Origin of the sequence: Microbacterium cremeum, assembly GCF_015277855.1 — a bacterium.
Lineage (GTDB): Bacteria > Actinomycetota > Actinomycetes > Actinomycetales > Microbacteriaceae > Microbacterium > Microbacterium cremeum.
This window is the reverse complement of record NZ_CP063812.1, coordinates 3,372,420-3,390,525: the sequence shown is the minus strand read 5'-3', so window position 1 is coordinate 3,390,525 and position 18,106 is coordinate 3,372,420. Positions and strand designations below refer to the sequence as shown.

At 69.3% G+C, this 18,106-nt stretch carries 15 protein-coding genes; 9 read left to right on the top strand and 6 right to left on the bottom strand.

Going from position 1 to position 18,106, the window contains the following annotated elements:
- Window positions 1-7 precede the first annotated feature (7 nt).
- The 4 genes from IM778_RS15170 (at window position 8) to lysS (ending at window position 4,887) form a co-directional block, all read left to right on the top strand.
- Window positions 8-1,711, top strand: coding sequence for a PH domain-containing protein (locus IM778_RS15170; protein WP_194411918.1), 1,704 nt, complete (start codon window positions 8-10; stop codon window positions 1,709-1,711).
- Window positions 1,708-2,421: a DUF2520 domain-containing protein gene (locus IM778_RS15165; protein ID WP_194409653.1), complete on the top strand. Its 714-nt coding sequence runs from the start codon at window positions 1,708-1,710 to the stop codon at window positions 2,419-2,421. Before IM778_RS15170 ends, IM778_RS15165 begins: the two co-directional genes overlap by 4 nt.
- On the top strand, window positions 2,418-3,263 hold the full coding sequence (panC, locus tag IM778_RS15160; RefSeq protein WP_194409652.1) for a pantoate--beta-alanine ligase: 846 nt from the start codon (window positions 2,418-2,420) through the stop codon (window positions 3,261-3,263). Before IM778_RS15165 ends, panC begins: the two co-directional genes overlap by 4 nt.
- 91 nt (window positions 3,264-3,354) lie before the next feature.
- A complete protein-coding gene (gene lysS / locus IM778_RS15155) occupies window positions 3,355-4,887 on the top strand; it encodes a lysine--tRNA ligase (RefSeq protein WP_194409651.1) in 1,533 nt (510 codons plus the stop codon).
- A gap of 27 nt (window positions 4,888-4,914) precedes the next feature.
- Here lysS and IM778_RS15150 read toward each other — a convergent pair whose 3' ends face one another.
- Window positions 4,915-6,234: a DUF4192 family protein gene (locus IM778_RS15150; protein ID WP_194409650.1), complete on the bottom strand. Its 1,320-nt coding sequence runs from the start codon at window positions 6,232-6,234 to the stop codon at window positions 4,915-4,917.
- Window positions 6,235-6,369: 135 nt separating this feature from the next.
- Between IM778_RS15150 and IM778_RS15145 the strand changes: the two genes are divergently transcribed.
- The 4 genes from IM778_RS15145 (at window position 6,370) to IM778_RS15130 (ending at window position 10,773) form a co-directional block, all read left to right on the top strand.
- Entirely contained in the window at window positions 6,370-6,585 is a 216-nt protein-coding gene (locus IM778_RS15145; RefSeq protein ID WP_194409649.1) for a hypothetical protein, read from the top strand.
- A 55-nt stretch (window positions 6,586-6,640) separates the two neighbouring features.
- Window positions 6,641-8,107, top strand: coding sequence for a cardiolipin synthase (cls, locus tag IM778_RS15140; RefSeq protein ID WP_194409648.1), 1,467 nt, complete (start codon window positions 6,641-6,643; stop codon window positions 8,105-8,107).
- A gap of 273 nt (window positions 8,108-8,380) precedes the next feature.
- Window positions 8,381-8,971, top strand: coding sequence for a hypothetical protein (locus IM778_RS15135; protein WP_228484591.1), 591 nt, complete (start codon window positions 8,381-8,383; stop codon window positions 8,969-8,971).
- Window positions 8,972-9,600: 629 nt separating this feature from the next.
- A complete protein-coding gene (locus IM778_RS15130; RefSeq protein WP_194409646.1) occupies window positions 9,601-10,773 on the top strand; it encodes an endonuclease domain-containing protein in 1,173 nt (390 codons plus the stop codon).
- A gap of 357 nt (window positions 10,774-11,130) precedes the next feature.
- On the opposite strand, the gene IM778_RS15125 is transcribed toward IM778_RS15130, so the two are convergent.
- Window positions 11,131-11,364, bottom strand: a complete 234-nt coding sequence (locus tag IM778_RS15125) for a helix-turn-helix domain-containing protein (protein ID WP_194409645.1) — start codon at window positions 11,362-11,364, stop codon at window positions 11,131-11,133.
- Entirely contained in the window at window positions 11,361-11,981 is a 621-nt protein-coding gene (locus IM778_RS15120) for a hypothetical protein (RefSeq protein WP_194409644.1), read from the bottom strand. The genes IM778_RS15125 and IM778_RS15120 overlap by 4 nt, the downstream gene beginning before the upstream one ends.
- A 212-nt stretch (window positions 11,982-12,193) precedes the next feature.
- Between IM778_RS15120 and IM778_RS15115 the strand changes: the two genes are divergently transcribed.
- The gene (locus IM778_RS15115) at window positions 12,194-14,719 is read left to right on the top strand and encodes an ATP-dependent Clp protease ATP-binding subunit (protein ID WP_194409643.1); all 2,526 of its coding nucleotides are present in this window, start codon (window positions 12,194-12,196) and stop codon (window positions 14,717-14,719) included.
- Between the two features lie 72 nt (window positions 14,720-14,791).
- Here IM778_RS15115 and IM778_RS15110 read toward each other — a convergent pair whose 3' ends face one another.
- From IM778_RS15110 to IM778_RS15100, 3 genes are read right to left on the bottom strand one after another with little or no spacing between them, the layout of a single operon-like run.
- Window positions 14,792-15,619 carry a carbohydrate ABC transporter permease gene (locus IM778_RS15110; protein WP_194409642.1) on the bottom strand — a complete coding sequence of 276 codons (828 nt, stop codon included), beginning with the start codon at window positions 15,617-15,619 and terminating at the stop codon, window positions 14,792-14,794.
- The gene (locus IM778_RS15105; protein WP_194409641.1) at window positions 15,616-16,578 is read right to left on the bottom strand and encodes a carbohydrate ABC transporter permease; all 963 of its coding nucleotides are present in this window, start codon (window positions 16,576-16,578) and stop codon (window positions 15,616-15,618) included. Before IM778_RS15105 ends, IM778_RS15110 begins: the two co-directional genes overlap by 4 nt.
- A 58-nt stretch (window positions 16,579-16,636) precedes the next feature.
- Entirely contained in the window at window positions 16,637-17,959 is a 1,323-nt protein-coding gene (locus IM778_RS15100; protein WP_194409640.1) for an ABC transporter substrate-binding protein, read from the bottom strand.
- Window positions 17,960-18,106: the final 147 nt, after the last annotated feature.

Genomic DNA, 18,106 nt, shown 5'->3' with positions numbered 1-18,106 from the left:
CGAGCTCGTGCGCTCGCCGCTGAGCGACGGCGAGTGGCATCGCCTGCATCCGCTCACACCGCTGCTGCGCGGAGGGCTGTTCCTCCTCGTGGTGATCGGCATCATCGTCGCGAACCTCCGCGATCGCCTGCTGATCGTGTTCCTGCCGTGGCTCGCGCCCGACATCGAGGACGAGGTCGGCCGGTGGGAGGGCTCGGGTGGCGACCCGATCGACTTCATCGTCGTGAACAACCTCTACGTGCTGGCGGCGCTCGTCGTGCTCGCGGTGCTCGTCGTGCTCGTCGGGGGCTTCTACCTCTCGTGGCGGTTCCACACCTTCCGCATCACCGGCGACGACGTCGAGGTGCGCAGCGGCATCCTGTTCCGCACGCAGCGCCGCGCGCCGCTGGACCGCGTGCAGGGCGTGAATCTCACGCGGCCGATGGTGGCGCGCCTGCTCGGCATGGCCAAGCTCGAGGTCGTGGGTGCGGGGGCAGACGCCAACGTCAAGCTCGAGTACCTCTCGACCGCCAACGCCGAGGCGGTGCGCGCCGACATCCTGCGGCTCGCGTCCGGACAACGGCTCGCGGAGGCCGCGGCTGCCGCCGGGCCCCGCCAGGGCGGTCGCGTCGCCGCGCTGAGCCACACCGTCGGCCGCGAGCTGACCGGCATCATCGAGGGACCGGAGGCGCCGGCGGCGGTGCCGGAGTCCGTGGTGAACATCCCGGTCGGCCGCCTCGTGGGATCCCACGTCCTGAGCATGTCCACGGTCGGGCTGCTGTTCGCGTTCGCGGCGATCGTGGTGGGTGTGTCGCAGGGCGTGACGTGGCTGCTGTTCGGTTTCGTGCCGGCCATCATCGGCTTCGGCGCGTACTGGGTGCGCTCCATCCTGCGGTCGCTGCGCTACTCGATCGCGCCGACGCCCGACGGCGTGCGGATCACCTTCGGACTGCTCACCACCGTGACGGAGATCGTGCCGCCCGGTCGCGTGCATGCGGTCGAGGTCACCCAGCCGATCCTGTGGCGTCCGGCCGGATGGTGGATGGTGCGGATCAACCGGCTGACCGGCCGAAGCTCGACCGACACCAACACCGACCAGTTCACGACCGTGCTGCCGGTGGGCAGGATCGAGGACGTCGAACGCGTGCTCCGGCTGGTGCAGCCCGGCGTTCCCGAGAGCGAGTGGACGCTCATCGTCCAACAGGGCATGGCCGGCCCCGGCGAGGACGACACCTTCACGAACTCGCCGCGCCGCGCATGGTGGATCCGCCCGCTGTCGTGGCGGCGCAACGGCTTCCGGCTCACGCCCGATCTGCTGCTGCTGCGCCGCGGGGTGGTGTGGCGCAAGCTCGCGATCGTGCCGCTCGCGCGCCTGCAGAGCTTCGGGCTCTACCAGGGTCCGTTCGATCGGCTCACCCGCGTCTCGAACGCCCGCGCGCACGTGGTCGCCGGACCCGTCTACCCGTACCTCGCCGCGATCGACCGCGACACGGCGCTCGAGCTCTTCGACGGCGTCGCCGGCGGGACCGTCCGCGCCGCGCTCGGCGATCGCACGCACCGCTGGGCGGTGACGGATGCCGATTCCGCCGTGACGCCGGGCGACGAGCCGTTCCCTCTCGATTCGCCTGCTCAGCGACCGCTTCCCGAACCGGTCGTCGAGCGAGCGAGGATCGAGCGAGGCGAAACGCCTCCGGCATCCGAGACGACGCCAAGCGAGGAGGACCGCACGTGAACCGTCAAGGACGCCTCGGAGTCGGCGTGATCGGCGCCGGACGCGTCGGCCCGGCGATCGGCGCCGCCCTCGCCGGGGCGGGCCATGCTCTGGTGGGCATCACAGCGGGCTCCGACCCCGACCGGGTGGAGGCCGTCCTTCCCGGCGTTCCGGTGCTCGACGCCACCGAGGTGGCGCGTCGCAGCGAGCTGGTGATCGTCGCCGTGCCGCGCGCCGAGCTGAAAGGGCTCGTCGCGGGGCTCGCCGAGGTCGGCGCGTGGCAGCCGGGGCAGTTGGTGCTGCACACCGACGCCTCGTACGGCACGGACGTGCTCGCACCCGCGGTCGCGAAGGGCGCGATCCCGCTCGCGGTGCATCCCGCCATCACGTTCACGGGGACCTCGATGGATGTGCGGGCGCTGCAGAACTCGTACGCGGCGGTGACGGCGCCCGGACCGGTGCTGCCGATCGCACAGGCGCTCGCGGTCGAACTCGGCTGCGAGCCGGTGGTGGTCGACGAGGCCGCGCGTCCGGTGTACGCCGAGGCGATCGCGACTGCCCGCGACTTCTCGCACTCGATCGTCCGGCAGGCGGCCGGCCTGCTCAACGATGCGGGAGTGCCCCACCCGGGCGCGTACCTTTCGGCTCTCGTGCACACCGCGATCGACCAGGCGCTCGCCGAGGCGGGCACGGGGCCCGGCATCGATCCCACCGCTACGATCCAAGGATGATCTCCACCGCAGCCGAGCTGCGCACCCGGCTTGCGGCGGTCAGGGCCTCGAGCCCGGGCGCCCGCGTCGCTCTCGTCTCGACCATCGGCGCGCTCCACGACGGGCACATCGACCTCATCCACCGTGCGCGCGAAGTCGCCGACATCGTGGTGGTGTCGGTCTTCGTGAATCCGCTGCGGTTCGCGAGCCCGGCCGAATTCGAGGCGTACCCGCGCACGCTCGACGACGACCTGCGACTGCTGGGGTCCCTGGGCGTCGATGTCGTCTTCGCACCCGGCGCGGACGAGCTCCTCCCGAACGGCTCGGCGGCGACGAGGATCAGCGCCGGCGACCTGGGACTGCGGTACGAGGGCCGCTCGCGGCCGTCGTACTTCGACGGCCTGCTGACGGTCGAGGCGAAGCTGTTCCACCTCGTCGAGCCGGATATCGCGATCTACGGCGAACGCGACCGGCAGCGCGTGTTCCTGGTGCGCCGCATGATCGCCGACCTCTTCTTCGACATCGAGGTGGCGACCGTCGAGACCGTGCGGGGTGACGACGGGCTGCCCGTGTCGACGCGGGTCGGGCTGCTCGACGAGCAGGACCTCGCGGCGGCCGCGCTGCTGCCCGCCGCCCTCGATGCTGCGGCGGCGAACGCCGACCGCGGGGTGGACGCCTGCATCGCCGCGGCGCAGTCGGCGCTGATGGGCGAGCCGCGCATCCGCCTGGAGTACCTCAGCATCGTCGACCCCGAGACCTTCCTGCCGTTCGATGAAGGGACCCAGGGTCGCGCGCTGGCGCTCATCGCGGCGACGGTTGCCGGCCACCGGTTCATCGACAACGCCGAGGTCTACGTCGGCTGAGCGGGCGGCGGGAGCGCGGCATCCGTCGTTCACTCGGCGACGAGGCGGCCGTCGATACACTTGAGGGTCCGCTTTGCGAGGAGCCCTCCCCATGACCGACCAGACCCCGCCTGACGAGCCGACCGACCCCTCGGATGCCGAGCTCGACGACGTCTTCGAACAGAAGGCGGTGCGGCTGGCCAAGCGCGAGCGTCTGATGACGGAGCGCGCCGACGCTTCGGGCGGGGCCTACCCCGTGCAGCTCCCGCTCACCGACACCATCCCGGCGCTGCGCGCGCGCTACGGCGACCTGGAGGCCGGTGCCGAGACCGGCGTCACGGCCGCCGTCGCGGGACGTGTCGTCTTCAGCCGCAACACCGGCAAGCTGTGCTTCGCGACTCTTCAGGCCGGCGACGGCAGCCGCATCCAGGCGATGGTCTCGCTCGCCGCAGTGGGCGACGAGTCGCTGCAGCAGTGGAAGGAGCTCGTCGACCTCGGCGACCACGTGTTCGTGTCGGGCGAGGTGATCTCGAGCCGCCGCGGCGAGCTGTCGATCATGGTCACCGAATGGCGCATCGCATCCAAGGCCGTGCTGCCGCTGCCGAACATGTACACCGAGCTCAGCGAGGAGAGCCGGGTGCGCAGCAGGTTCCTCGACCTCATCGTGCGCGACCGCGCCCGTGAGACGGTGATCGCCCGCGCCACGGTGAACGCGAGCCTGCGCGAGACGTTCGCCTCGCACGGCTTCGTCGAGGTCGAGACCCCGATGCTGCAGGTGCAGCACGGCGGGGCGTCCGCGCGCCCTTTCATCACGCACTCGAACGCGTTCGACGCCGACCTCTACCTGCGCATCGCCCCGGAGCTCTACCTCAAGCGCGCCGTCGTCGGCGGCATCGACCGCGTGTTCGAGATCAACCGCAACTTCCGCAACGAGGGCGCCGACTCGACGCACAGCCCCGAGTTCGCCATGCTCGAGGCCTACCAGGCTTACAGCGATTACCACGGCATCGCCGACCTGACGCAGGAGCTCATCCAGAACGCCGCCCGCGCAGTCGCGGGCTCGACGACCGTGACGTGGGCCGACGGCACCGAGTACGACCTCGGCGGGGACTGGGACCGCCTCTCGATGTACCAGTCGCTCTCGCACGCGGCCGGCCGCGAGATCACTCCCGAGACCCCGCTCGACGAGCTGCGCGCGCTCGCCGCGGCCGAGGGCGTCGACGAGCCCCCGCACGTGATCCACGGCAAGCTCGTCGAGGAGCTGTGGGAGCACTTCGTGAAGTCGCAGCTCACCCGTCCGACGTTCGTCATGGACTTCCCGCTCGACACCAGCCCGCTCGTGCGGGAGCACCGGTCGATTCCGGGCGTGGTCGAGAAGTGGGACCTGTACGTGCGCGGCTTCGAGCTCGCGACCGGATACTCCGAGCTCGTCGATCCGGTGATCCAGCGCGAGCGCTTCGTCGAGCAGGCCAAGCTCGCCGCGCGCGGCGACCTCGAGGCGATGCGCGTCGACGAGGAGTTCCTGCGCGCCCTCGAGCACGGCATGCCGCCGACGGGCGGAATGGGCATGGGCATCGACCGGCTGCTCATGGCGATCACCGGGCTCGGCATCCGCGAGACGATCCTGTTCCCGCTGGTCAAGTAGTCACCGGCGACCCCGCTGGGCAAGTAGTCACCCGGCTCCGCCCCGGCGGAACGCCCAGTCGGGCAGGTGGCCCGCGCGGACGAACGACAGCACGATCTCGGACAACCCGTGCTCGGGCTCGATCTCGCACGCCTGCGACGCGTAGACATCGGCGTGCGTCGAGCGGCCCAGTGCCCATGAGAGCCAGGCGCACATCGCGAGCGGTCCAGGGCGGGACGCGCGGGGAGCCACCGCGGCCACGCGCCTGACCAGTCGCAGCGCGACCGCCAGACGCTCCGGGTCGGGCCGGTCGCCCTCGCCCCACATGCGCATCGCGAGGTGCGACGGATACTCCTCGCCCGCCTCCCACCGCAGCTGCGCGTCGAACGCCTCATCCCCCTGGACGAGCGTGCCGCTCCACTGCACGAGGGCGATGTCGCGCAGCGACGGCCGCGAGAGGCACCACGCCAGCGCGGCGGCGTCGAACGCGTCGAGCGCGTCCGGGTCCCATTCGAGCGCGCCTTCGAACAGGCTCGGGAGGTCGTCGAGCCGGCACACCGTCGCGAGCGCCAGGGGGTCCACCCGCGGAGCAGGGGCGGCGGATGCCTCGGCGCCCTCATCCCCGGCGACGGGAGGCGGTGCGGGCGCCAGGTCGGCCGAGGTCGTGCCGGCGGTGCTCGCGGTGGGACGGTCGCAATGGTGGATGGGACGGTCGCCGTGGTGGGCGGGACGGCCGTCCGGGGCGCCGGCTGCGACCGGGGCGTCGGCTGCGACCGGGGCGTCGGCCGGTGCGCCGTCGCCGCACAGCAGGGCGACGGCCTCGCCCAGCGCACCCAGCGCGCGCCCGACCCGCTCTCGTTCGGCGATGTCGGTCAGCGGAAGGTCCGCGCCGGAGGCCTGATCGCCGTCCGGCTCGGGCAGCCCGGCGAGCTCGTCGAAGACCGCCCCGAGATCCGACAGGGATCGCCCCAAGGCGGGCGAGCCCGGGTCGAGGAACGAGCCCCACGCGTCGGAGGCGACGCACAGCACGTCCGAGACGCGCAGGCCGCACGCGTCGGCGCGTCGACGCAGTTCATCGGCGAGGCGGCGGTGCGGCATCCCGTCGCCCTGCACGAACGCGTCGTCGCAGTACACCACCGCGGCGAAGGCGTCGGCATCGGGAAGCCGGCACACCATTCCGGTCACGGTCGAGGCGACCCGCTCCACCGCCCCGGCGTCGCGGGGCAGATCGAAACGCATCGCGCCGAGGCTGCGCGAACCGCGGAACGGGATCACCACGAGGCTCTGCGCCGGGTGGTAGCCGAGCAGGCGTGGGACGAAGGACAGGAACTGCGCGGCATCCGCGGCTTTCACGATCGTCGTGGTCATAGCGAACGACTCTCGTCGCCGGCGGCGGCCGTGCCGCGAGGCCGGGGCGGATCTCTGGACAACCCGCGGCGGATGCCGCCTGGGGAGAAGCCGGTGAGGATCGCACCCCGGCCGCCACGGCGTATCCTGGAGGGCATGGACGATTACTGGGTCGCAGTCGTGTGGACGCTGCTGCCCACCGTGGTCGTCAGCGCGCTCTTCTTCTTCATCCTGCGCAGCGTGATCTTCGCCGACCGCAACGAGCGGCGCCAGTACGCCAAGATCGAGGCCGAGGAGCGCGCGAGACGCGGACTTCCGGCCCACGCGCCGGCCCCGGCATCCGCATCCTCCGCCTCCGCCTCCGAGTCGTGACCGCGGCGCCCAGTACGCTGGGCACACGCAGTCGGGGGAGCGCGGAGGAGACAGTGTGATCACCATCACGTTCGATGCGACGTGGTGGGTCGTGGTCGTCTTCGTGGTCGACATCGCCATCCGCATCGCGGCGATCATCATCGTGCCGCGCAATCGCCGGCCCACGGCTGCGATGGCGTGGCTGCTCGCGATCTACTTCATCCCGATCATCGGCGTGTTCCTGTTCCTGCTGATCGGCAATCCGCGGCTGCCCCGCAAGCGCCGCCGCAAACAGGAGCGCATCAACGACTACATCCACGACACCAGCGCGTCGCTGGACTTCGGCACCCTGCGCCCGCACGCGCCGCAGTGGTTCACGTCGCTGGTCACGCTCAACCGCAACCTCGGCGCGATGCCCCTCGCAGGAGACAACGCCGCGCACATCATCTCGGACTACCAGGAGTGCCTCGACGCGATGGCCGACGCCATCCGCCAGGCGGAGCGCTACGTCCACGTCGAGTTCTACATCTTCCAGGCGGATGCCGCGACCGACAACTTCTTCCGCGCGCTCGAAGAAGTCGCGGCCCGCGGCGTGCCCGTCCGCGTGCTGCTGGACCACTGGGCCAATCGCGGCAAGCCGAAGTACCGCAGCACCCTCAAGCGGCTCGACGCGATGGGCGCGCAGTGGCACCTCATGCTCCCGGTGCAGCCGCTGCGGGGCAAGTACCAGCGGCCCGACCTGCGCAACCACCGCAAGCTCCTCGTCATCGACGGGCGCGTGGCCTTCACGGGCTCGCAGAACGTCACCGACTCGACGTACAACCTGAAGAAGAACATCCGCCGCGGCCTGCACTGGGTCGACCTCATGGCGCGCATCGAAGGCCCGGTCGTGGCATCCGTCAATGCGGTCTTCCTCAGCGACTGGTACAGCGAGACCGACGAGGTGCTCACCGACGAGATCGACCTCTTCGACGTGAAGTCCGGCCCCGGAGACCTCGACTGCCAGATCGTGCCGTCGGGCCCCGGATTCGAGTTCGAGAACAACCTCAAGCTGTTCGCCGCGCTGCTGTACGCGGCGAACCGGCAGATCATCGTGGTGAGCCCCTACTTCGTGCCCGACGAGGCGCTGCTGCTCGCGATCACCACGGCGTGCCAGCGGGGGATCCACGTCGAGCTGTTCGTGTCGGAGGAGGGCGACCAGGCGATCGTCTACCACGCGCAGCGCAGCTACTACGAGGCGCTGCTGCGGGCGGGCGTGAAGATCTGGATGTACCGGAAGCCCTTCATCCTGCACACCAAGAGCCTCACGATCGACGACGAGGTCGCGATCATCGGCTCGAGCAACATGGACATGCGCTCGTTCGGTCTCAACATGGAGATCTCGCTGCTCGTGCGCGGAGAGGAGTTCGTGCGCGAGATGCGCGACGTCGAAGACACCTACCGATCGCTCTCACGGGAGCTGACCCTCGAGGAGTGGGAGAAGCAGCCGCTGCGCTCGACCGTGCTCGACAACCTCGCGCGGCTCACCTCGGCGCTGCAGTAGGGCGTCGGGCGTTCTCCCGGCAGATCGTGACTTTCACGTGATCGGCGTGATGAGACTTCGGCGCCATCTGCGACACCATGAGGGTGGACGGATGCCGCATCTGGGGCATCCGCGTGTTCCGAGGAGGCTCGTATGACCGCTCGTTCCCGTTCAATCGTCGCAGGTCTGGGTCTGGCGCTGCTGGCCGCCGGAGTCCTGACCGCCTGCGCGACCCCCGCCGGTTCGGGCTCTTCGCCGTCCGCATCGGTGGATGACTCGGTCCAGGAGGCCGACATGTCGGCGGCCTGGCTGGACAACGGACGCGCGGTGGGCATCGTCACCCTCGGCTCGTCCACGTGCGTGCCCACGGCGGGCGACGTCGCCTACGCCAAGGGCGTGCTCGAGGTGGAGCTCGTCGAGCCGGAGGACGCGACGGCGTGCACGCGCGACCTCGTGCCGCGCGCGACGATCGTGGCGCTGCCCGAGGGCATCGACCCGACGCAGGAGCTCGAGATCCGCGTGAGCGGCGAGGGGTACCAGGGCGAGACCGACCTCGACGGCGTCGCCGGGCTCGACCCGAGCGGCGAGACCGACTACCTCCCGAGCGCCGGCTGGGCCGGCGACGACGGACAGTTCGTCATCATGTCGTGGGGATCGTCGTCCTGCGCCCCGACGCTCGAGTCGGCCGAGGTCACGTCGCCGACCGAGGTCACGGTGACCTTCGCCACGCCGCCCGCCGACCAGGTCTGCACGATGGACATGGCCCCGCGCGGGGCCGTCGCCCAGGTGCCCGACGACTCCGACCTCGACGACGCCGAGGTGTTCGCCATCCTCACCGGCGGCGAGTTCGACAACGTCCGCGTCCCCATCATCGGCAACGACTGACCGCGGCGACGACGGATGCCGCGGCCCGCGGCATCCGTCGTCCCTCCGCTCCCGCGGCCCCGGCGTCCCCGGGGTTCCGCGCCCTGCGCTTCGCGCCCTGCGTCCCGGCACTGCGCGTCCTGCGCTGCGCGCCCTGCGTCCCAGCGCTGCGCGCCCTGCGTCCCAGCGCTGCGCGCCCTGCCCTGCACTGCGCGCCCTGCGCTGCGCGCCCTGCGCGTCCCGGCGCTGCGCCCTGCGTTCCCGCGCACTGCGCCCCCGTGTTCCGCGCCCTGCGCTACATGCTCCGCAGTCACTTTCCGCGACTCGCGCCCGGGTCTGTCCGCATGTTGTGACTGCTGAACCTCGGGCCTCGGCTCCGTGCCCTGGCGCCCCCGGCGCCCTCCCGCTCCGCAGTCACTTTCCGCGACTCGCGCCCGGGTCCGCACGCATGTTGTGACTGCTGAACCTCGGACCTCGGACCTCGGACCTCGGACCTCGGACCTCGGCTCCGTGCCCCGGCGCCCCCGGCGCGCCCGGCGCCTTCCCGCTGCGCAGTCACTTTCGGCGATTCGCGCCCGGGTCCGCCTGCATTTTGCGACTGCTGAACGTCGAGGACCCCCGCTCCGCAGTCACAATGTGCGGTCCAAAGGGTGCTGGAGCCGCAGTTTGTGACGGCGGAGCGTCGCGCGCGGGGCTGTGGAGAGCGGGCGGAGTTTCCACAGGTGCGCAGGCCTGGACTCACACGGGGCGCTGGGGTGGCCAGGTTGGAGGGCATGCAACGGACTCGGATCCCGGATGAACTCGGCAACGCCTTCACGGTGGCCGACGCTCGATCGGCGGGTGTCACCGCCTCGAGGCTGCGTGGGCGAGATCTCGACGCGCCGTATCGGGGTGTTCGGGTGGTCCGTCGCTCAGACGCCGAGGACGCGGGCATGGCGACCGGCGCTCACGGTGCCGGCGCAACCGCCGCGCGGGCGGATTCGCCGCAGCCCGACGTGATCGGTGAGGCGAAGGCGGCGGCAGACGCCCGCGAGCTGCGTCGGCGGGCGCTGGTGTTCTCCCTGACGATGCCGCCGAACCAGTTCTTCACCCACGTCACCGCCGCGATTCTCTGGGGACTGCCCGTGCCCGCTGCGCTGCTGCGGGATGCGTTCGGACGCCTGAGAGACCTCGACGTCGGCGTCTTCGGTCCGCTCCGGCATCCGCGGCACGCAGGGGTTCGCGGTCATCAACTCAAGCACGGGCGAAGCCGCGTCGTGAAGCACGAGGTGCACGGCGTTCGGCTGACCACACCCGCGTACACGTGGGTCGCTCTGGGCGCAGTGATCGTCGACCACTACGACCTGGTCGCGGTCGCCGATGCCATCGTCCGCGAGCAGATCTTCAGTGACGACCCTCCGCCCCTGGCGACGCTGGCTCAACTGCATCAGGCTCTGGCCGCTGGGCGCCGGGTCGGCGGACCGGCCCTGCGGGAGGCGTTGCCGCGGGTGCGGACGCGTTCGGCTTCGCGCATGGAAACGCGCTGCCGGCTGATCCTGTCGGATGCAGGGCTCCCGGAGCCGGAGCTGAACCACGTCGTGTTCGATGGCAACGGAGACTTCGTGGCCTGCGTGGATCTCGCATACCCGGGGCAGAAGATCGCGATCGAGTACGAGGGTGAGCATCACCTGCGAGACGCGGGGCAGTGGGCGAAAGACATCGCCCGATACGAGGCCTTGGCGGCGGCGGGGTGGTTCGTCATCCGTGTCACCAAGGCCGACGTGTTCGATGCGCGGTCCGACCTGGTTCGGCGCGTCCGCCACGCCCTCCGCAGCCGCGCATAGCCCTCCCACTGCAGCCGCGCGTACCCCTCCCCGCCGCACCCGCGCGTACCCCACACCGTCCGCTCCGCAGTCCCTTCCTGCGCATCCCGCCCCCGCTGAGCACGCACTTCCTGACTGCGGAGCATCGGCGCTCGGCGCCCTACGCGCGCTCCGCCGGAGCTCCGCAGTCAGAAAGTGCGCACGGATGCCGCGGGCCATGACGAAAAGTGACTGCGGCGCATCGGCGCTCGGCGCTCGGCGCTCGGCGCTCGGCCGTACGCGCGCTCCGCTGGAGCTCCGCAGTCAGAAAGTGCGCACGGATGCCGCGGGCCACAACGAAAAGTGACTGCGGAGCATCATCGCGCCCAGGGAAGGGGGCTACGCGTCGGAGCGGACGAGCAGCTCGCCGATCTCGCAGTCCAGGGCCCGGCAGATCGCCGACAGCGTCGAGTAGCGGATCGCCCTGGCCCGGTCGTTCTTGAGGATCGACAGGTTCACGACCGACACCCCGACGAGCTCCGACAGCCGGGTCAGCGTCATGCCGCGCTCCTCGAGCAGCTCGTCGAGCCGACAGTGGACCCCCGAAGGCCCCTCGTCGTCGGCCGGGCTCATACGAGCAGCTCGGTTTCGCGCTGGAGGCGGTCACCCACGGTGAACACCGTCGTCATCATCGCCACAACGAACGCCAGGACAAACAGCTGCCCGAGCGGCACGCTCATGACGACGTTGTCGAACGTGCCGTCCGAGATCGACCGGAACGCGTCATTGGCGACCATGTTGCCGAAGAAGGGCACACCCGCGACGCCCGCGAGCCCTGCGATGCCGGCCGTCGCGACCAATGCCGTGTTCCGCCGGCTGAAGACCCGGCCGCGCATGACCGAGATGGTCACGGCGATGAGGCAGGCGAGGACGCAGGTCAGCGAGAGGATCGACACCGCCTGCTCGATGATGAGCGCGCCGACGCCCGCGATCGAGAGCTCGTCGGGCATGAGCAGCGCAGTGTCGAGCCCGACGCGGCGCGGCTCGCCGTCGGGCCCGATGGGCGCTTCGGCGATGGTCCCGGCGAAGAGCGCCGGCACCGTGATCGGGCCGCCGCTCAGCACGCCCACGACGCGTGCGACGCCCGAGATGGCGGTGGCCCCGACGAGGACGATCCCGGCAGTGATGAAGATCCACATCGCCACGACGTCGCCCTTGCTGAGGGCGTGATCCCGCTTGGTCACAGTCATGCTATCCCCTGCCTCAATATCGATAAACGTTGTTATCGAAAAACGATAAACCCGACGGATGCCTCGGCGCAAGGCATCCGTCAACCGAATGTCGGGGCGGGCGCGCTATGCCCACGGCGAACACGGCCATGCGCTCCCGGCGGCGTCGTTACCCTCGATGTAAGGCGCCAGAAGTGCATCACCGCGCTCCGTGCGCCCCGGAGGAAAAGACGATGTTCGAGAGATTCACCGACCGTGCCCGTCGTGTGGTCGTCCTCGCCCAAGAAGAGGCGAAGATGCTGAACCACAACTACATCGGCACCGAGCACATCCTGCTCGGGCTCATCCACGAGGGCGAGGGCGTCGCCGCCAAGGCCCTCGAGAGTCTCGGCATCTCGCTCGACGCCGTGCGCGAGCAGGTGCAGGACATCATCGGCCAGGGGCAGCAGCAGCCGACCGGCCACATCCCGTTCACTCCCCGTGCCAAGAAGGTGCTCGAGCTGTCGCTGCGCGAGGCGCTGCAGCTCGGCCACAACTACATCGGCACGGAGCACATCCTCCTGGGGCTCATCCGCGAGGGCGAGGGCGTCGCCGCGCAGGTGCTCGTCAAGCTCGGCGCCGACCTCAACAAGGTGCGCCAGCAGGTCATCCAGCTGCTGTCGGGCTACCAGGGCAAGGAGCCTGCGGGCGTCGCGAGCGGCGCCGGCGAGCAGACCCAGGGCACCACGGCGGGTGGCTCGCAGGTGCTCGACCAGTTCGGCCGCAACCTCACGCAGGCCGCGCGCGACAACAAGCTCGACCCGGTGATCGGACGCGAGAAGGAGATCGAGCGCGTCATGCAGATCCTGTCGCGCCGCTCCAAGAACAACCCCGTCCTCATCGGCGAGCCCGGTGTCGGAAAGACGGCGGTCGTCGAAGGCCTCGCGCAGGCGATCGTCAAGGGCGACGTGCCCGAGACGCTCAAGGACAAGCAGCTGTACTCGCTCGACCTCGGCTCGCTCATCGCCGGTTCCCGCTACCGCGGTGACTTCGAGGAGCGCCTGAAGAAGGTCACGAAGGAGATCCGCACGCGCGGTGACATCATCGTCTTCATCGACGAGATCCACACCCTCGTGGGTGCCGGCGCCGCCGAGGGCGCGATCGACGCCGCGTCGATCCTCAAGCCGCTCCTCGCCCGCGGCGAGCTGCAGACGATCGGTGCGACGACGCTCGACGAGTACCGCAAGCACTTCGAGAAGGATGCCGCGCTCGAGCGCCGCTTCCAGCCGATCCAGGTCGCCGAGCCGAGCCTGCCCCACGCGATCAACATCCTGAAGGGGCTGCGCGACCGCTACGAGGCGCACCACAAGGTGCAGATCACCGACGGTGCGATCGTCGCCGCGGCGAACCTCGCCGACCGGTACATCTCGGACCGCTTCCTGCCCGACAAGGCGATCGACCTGATCGACGAGGCCGGCGCCCGCCTGCGTCTGTCGATCCTGTCGAGCCCTCCCGAGCTGCGCGAGTTCGACGACAAGATCGCCAAGGTCCGGCAGGACAAGGAGCAGGCCTCCGAGGACCAGGACTTCGAGAAGGCCGCATCGCTGCGCGACGAGGAGAAGTCGCTGCTCGCGGAGCGTCTGCGCCTCGAGAAGCAGTGGCGCTCGGGTGACGTCGCCTCCCACGCAGTGGTCGACGAGGGCCTGATCGCCGAGGTGCTCGCCCAGGCCACCGGCATCCCGGTGTTCAAGCTCACCGAGGAGGAGTCCAGCCGCCTCGTCTTCATGGAGAAGGCGCTGCACCAGCGCGTCATCGGCCAGGAGGAGGCGATCGCCGCCTTGTCGAAGACGATCCGCCGTCAGCGCGCGGGCCTCAAGGACCCGAAGCGCCCGTCGGGCTCGTTCATCTTCGCCGGCCCCACCGGCGTCGGAAAGACCGAGCTCGCCAAGGCGCTCGCCGAGTTCCTCTTCGACGACGAGGCCGCGCTGATCTCGCTCGACATGTCGGAGTTCGGTGAGAAGCACACCGTCTCGCGGCTCTTCGGCGCTCCTCCCGGATTCGTCGGATTCGAAGAGGGCGGTCAGCTCACCGAGAAGGTGCGCCGCAAGCCGTTCTCGGTCGTGCTGTTCGACGAGATCGAGAAGGCGCACCCCGACATCTTCAATTCGCTCCTGCAGATCCTCGAAGAGGGTCGCCTCACCGACGGTCAGGGGCGAGTGGTCGACTTCAAGAACACCGTGATCATCATGACGACCAACCTCGGATCCTCGGCGATCGCCGGCGGCCCCGTGGGCTTCCAGGTCGAGGGTGATCAGGGCACGACGTACGACCGCATGAAGGGCAAGGTCAACGAGGAGCTCAAGCGCAACTTCAAGCCCGAGTTCCTCAACCGCGTCGACGACATCATCGTGTTCCCGCAGCTGTCGAAGCCGGAGCTCGTGCAGATCGTGGACCTGTTCACGAAGCGCCTCGGCGAGCGTCTGCTCGACCGCGACATGACGATCGAGCTGTCGCAGGCGGCCAAGGAGCGGCTCATCGAGATCGGGTTCGACCCGGCTCTCGGCGCGCGTCCTCTCCGCCGTGCCATGCAGCGCGAGGTCGAGGACCGCCTGTCGGAGAAGATCCTCCACGGCGAGCTCGAGGCCGGTGACCACGTGAAGGTGGATGCCGAGAACGGCGAGTTCGTGTTCGAGAACGGTCCGCGCGGCGAGAAGGTGGCCGTGGGCGTCGCCTCGCGCGGCGAGATCAGCGCGACGCCGGATCTCGCGGCCGGCGCCTAGGGGTCACGCCGCAAGGCGAAGAAGCGGACGAAGCGTGGATGCCGGCGGCATCCACGCTTCGTCGTTCGCGGCCTACTTGAGGCTGCCTGCCGTCAGACCCTCGGTGATCTGCCGGTTGAAGGCGATGTAGATGATGATCATCGGGAGCGTCACGATCGACAGCGCGGAGAACAGCAGGCTGTAGTCCGTCACGTACCGGCTAGAGAACGCGAGCAGACCCGTCGGAATCGTCTTCAGGGCATCGTCCTGGATGTACAGGAGCGCCAGCAGGAACTCGTTCCAGCACGAGAGCGCCGAGAAAACCGCGACCGTGGCGAGCCCGGGCCGCAGCAGCGGCATCGCGACCATGCGGAAGATGCGGAAGTCTCCGGCGCCGTCGATCCGCGCCGCCTCGAACAGTTCTTCGGGTATGGCGTCGAGGAATACCTTGAGCAGGTACGTTGCCAGGGGAAGCCCCATCGCCGTGTAGGGGATGATCAGGGCCAGGTAGGTGTCGGTCAGACCCAGGTTGGTGAACATGGTGCTCTGCGCGATGAAGTACGACTGCAGCGGCAGGATGAGGCCGAGTGCCAGGAGACCGAGCAGCAACTTCGCCCCACGGAATCGATACCGACTGAACGCGAACGCGGCGGCGGACGAGAGCACGAGGATCGCGAGCACCGACACTGTGGTCACGATCGCACTGTTGAGCGCATAGCGGCCAATGTTGCCGACCTCCCACGCCTCCGCCCACACCGAGAAGTCGAATCCCGTCGGAAGCGAAAACGGGGTCGTGAAGATCTCGGAGTTCGTCTTGAAGCTCGACAGCACCATCCAAATGAGCGGGATGAAGAAGACGAGCGCCAGCAGGGCGAGGCCGACGTAGACGAGGCCACGGCTGAGGCGTATCCCGGTGCTCATCGGACCACCTCCGGTGCGACGGCGGATGTTGTGGGCGACACTGGAGCGAGCTTGGCTGTGTCGTCATCCGGCCTCCGCGGTGCGCGATCCTGCCGATCTGCGCGGCGGCGCAGCGTCGTGGCGACGAGACCGACGGCGACGACGACCGCCGTGAGGACGACGGCCATAGCCGAGCCGTAACCGACCTTTCCGGTGTGGAAGACCGACTGCACGAGGTACGTCGTCGGGATCTCGGTGGCGTGGTACGGCCCGCCGTTCGTGAGGACGTAGAAGAGGTCGAACGACTGGAACCCGCCGGTCACGCACAGGAGGATGGCGACCTCGATCGAGTTGCGGATGATGGGCACCCGCACTCGCCAGAAGATCGTGCTCTCCTTCGCGCCGTCGAGGCGGGCGGCCTCGACGACCTCGGTGGGGACCTGCCGGAGCGCCGCGTAGAAGATCGTCATGTAGAACCCGGCGTAGACCCACCCGGATACGAGGCAGATCGCGAGCAGCGCGGTCTGCTCGTCCCCGAGCCACACGCGCGTCCAGTCCTCGAGTCCGAACGCGCGCAGTGCCCCGTTGAGGAGACCGAAGTCGGGGTTGTAGACGAAGGACCAGAGGACCGCGACGACGACCATGGGGAGCATGACTGGTGTGAAGATCGCGACCCGGAACCAGAGCGATCCGCGTTTGACTGAGATCGCGAGGCCGGCGAGGACGAGCCCCAAGAGCACCTCGACGACGAGCGTCGCGAGGATGTACAGGACGACGTTCACGAACGACTGCTGGAACACTGCGTCGCCGAAGGCGCGAAGGTAGTTGTCGACACCGACGAACACCGCGTCGCTGTACCCGTCCCACTCCGTCAGGCTGAAGGCGCCCGTGAAGACAAACGGCACGAGCACAGCGAAGCCGAAGACGACGAGTGCGGGGGCTATGAACAGATACGGGGCAAAGGGCCGGTGTGCCCTCATGAGTCCTCCGATCGTGCAGTGCGGGGCCGAGGTGGTTTGCCCCGGCCCCGCGTGGTTGCTACTTGGTGAGCGTGTCCTGCAGTTGTGTGAGGGCGTTCTCGGCGGTTGTGCGTCCTGCGAGGACTTCGGAGAGGCTGCGGTAGAAAGCGTCGGCGACGTCGAGCTCGTAGCCGGTGTCGGGTGGGCTGATGACGACTTCGGATTCCGAGAGGAGCGAGTTGAGTCGCACGGTGCGTTCGTCGATGGAGTCGGACGCGGTTGCCGTCACGGGGACCGCTTCGGCGTCGATGAACGCCTGCGTGTTCTCGGCGGAGCTGAGCAGCGCGAGGAACTCCGCCGCCTTCTCCTGCTTCTCGTCGCCGCTCTTGGCGTTGACGATGTATCCCGTGACGACGCCGATGACGCTGTCGGGGTCGGCCTCGGACGGCATCGCGGGGAGGTTCTCGAAGTCGAAGTCGAGGTCGGGTGCTTCGTCGATGGCCCAGCTGACGAGCCACGATCCGATCGCGTGCATCGCGGCCTTGCCCTGGAAGAAGAGCTGTGCGCCTTCGTTGTCGTCGATCGCGTTGACCGACTCGTTGACGCACTTGTGCTCCGCGAGGTCCTCCACGTACCCGAACGCCTTCTGCCATTCGGGGGTGTCGACGTCGGCTTCGCCGTTGAGCGCCTTGTCGTACGCCTCGTGCCCGACGACGCGGGAGACGAGGTGGGCGAGCCAGTTGCCCGCCGCCCAGAGGTCCTTGTTGCCCGATGCGATCGGGATGAAGCCCTGCTCGTTGAGCGTGTCGCACGCGTCGAGCAGCTCGTCCCATGTGGTCGGAGCCTCGATACCGGCGGTCTCGAGGATCTCGGTGTTGTACCAGAGCACGTTGGTGACATCCGCGATGTGCGGCAGCATGAGGATGCGCCCATCGACGGTCACCGCGCCGTACTGGGACTCATCGAGGACACCGGTGAGGGGGCCGTCCTCGATGAAGGGCGTGAGATCGGCGGCGAACCCGTCCGCGTCGCGCTGGAGGAGCCGGTTGCCGACCCACTCAAAGTAGAGATCGGGCGCGTTCCGGCCGTTCAGAAGGTTCGGCAGGCCGATGGTCTGGTAGAGATCGTCCTTCTGGAAGTTCAGATCGACCTCCCAGTCGTCGTTGGCGGCCTCGAACTCCTCGGCGACGGCCTCCCAGACGCGGATCTGCGCCTCGCCCGGGGAGCCCATCGCGATGCGCAGGGTGTGGTCATCGGCGGCCGACGCACCGCCGGAGCACCCGGCGAGGGCAAGAACGGCGACGCTCGCCGTCGCCAGCGCGACAGCAGTGTGCAGGCGCCTATTCACCGCGGATGCGGCGTTGCCGGCCAGAACCGGGCGGACATGTGCGACTCTGCGCATATTGTCACCTCTCTAGTTAGTAAAGTTTCCTATCTGCAGATTAGACCCTAGACGCAGTGGTTCTGTCAATGACAGGGGCCACACGGAGGGGAAACGTAGCCGAGCCGTAACCAGCCCGCGCCGGGCGCCGCCCAGCTCGCGATGCTC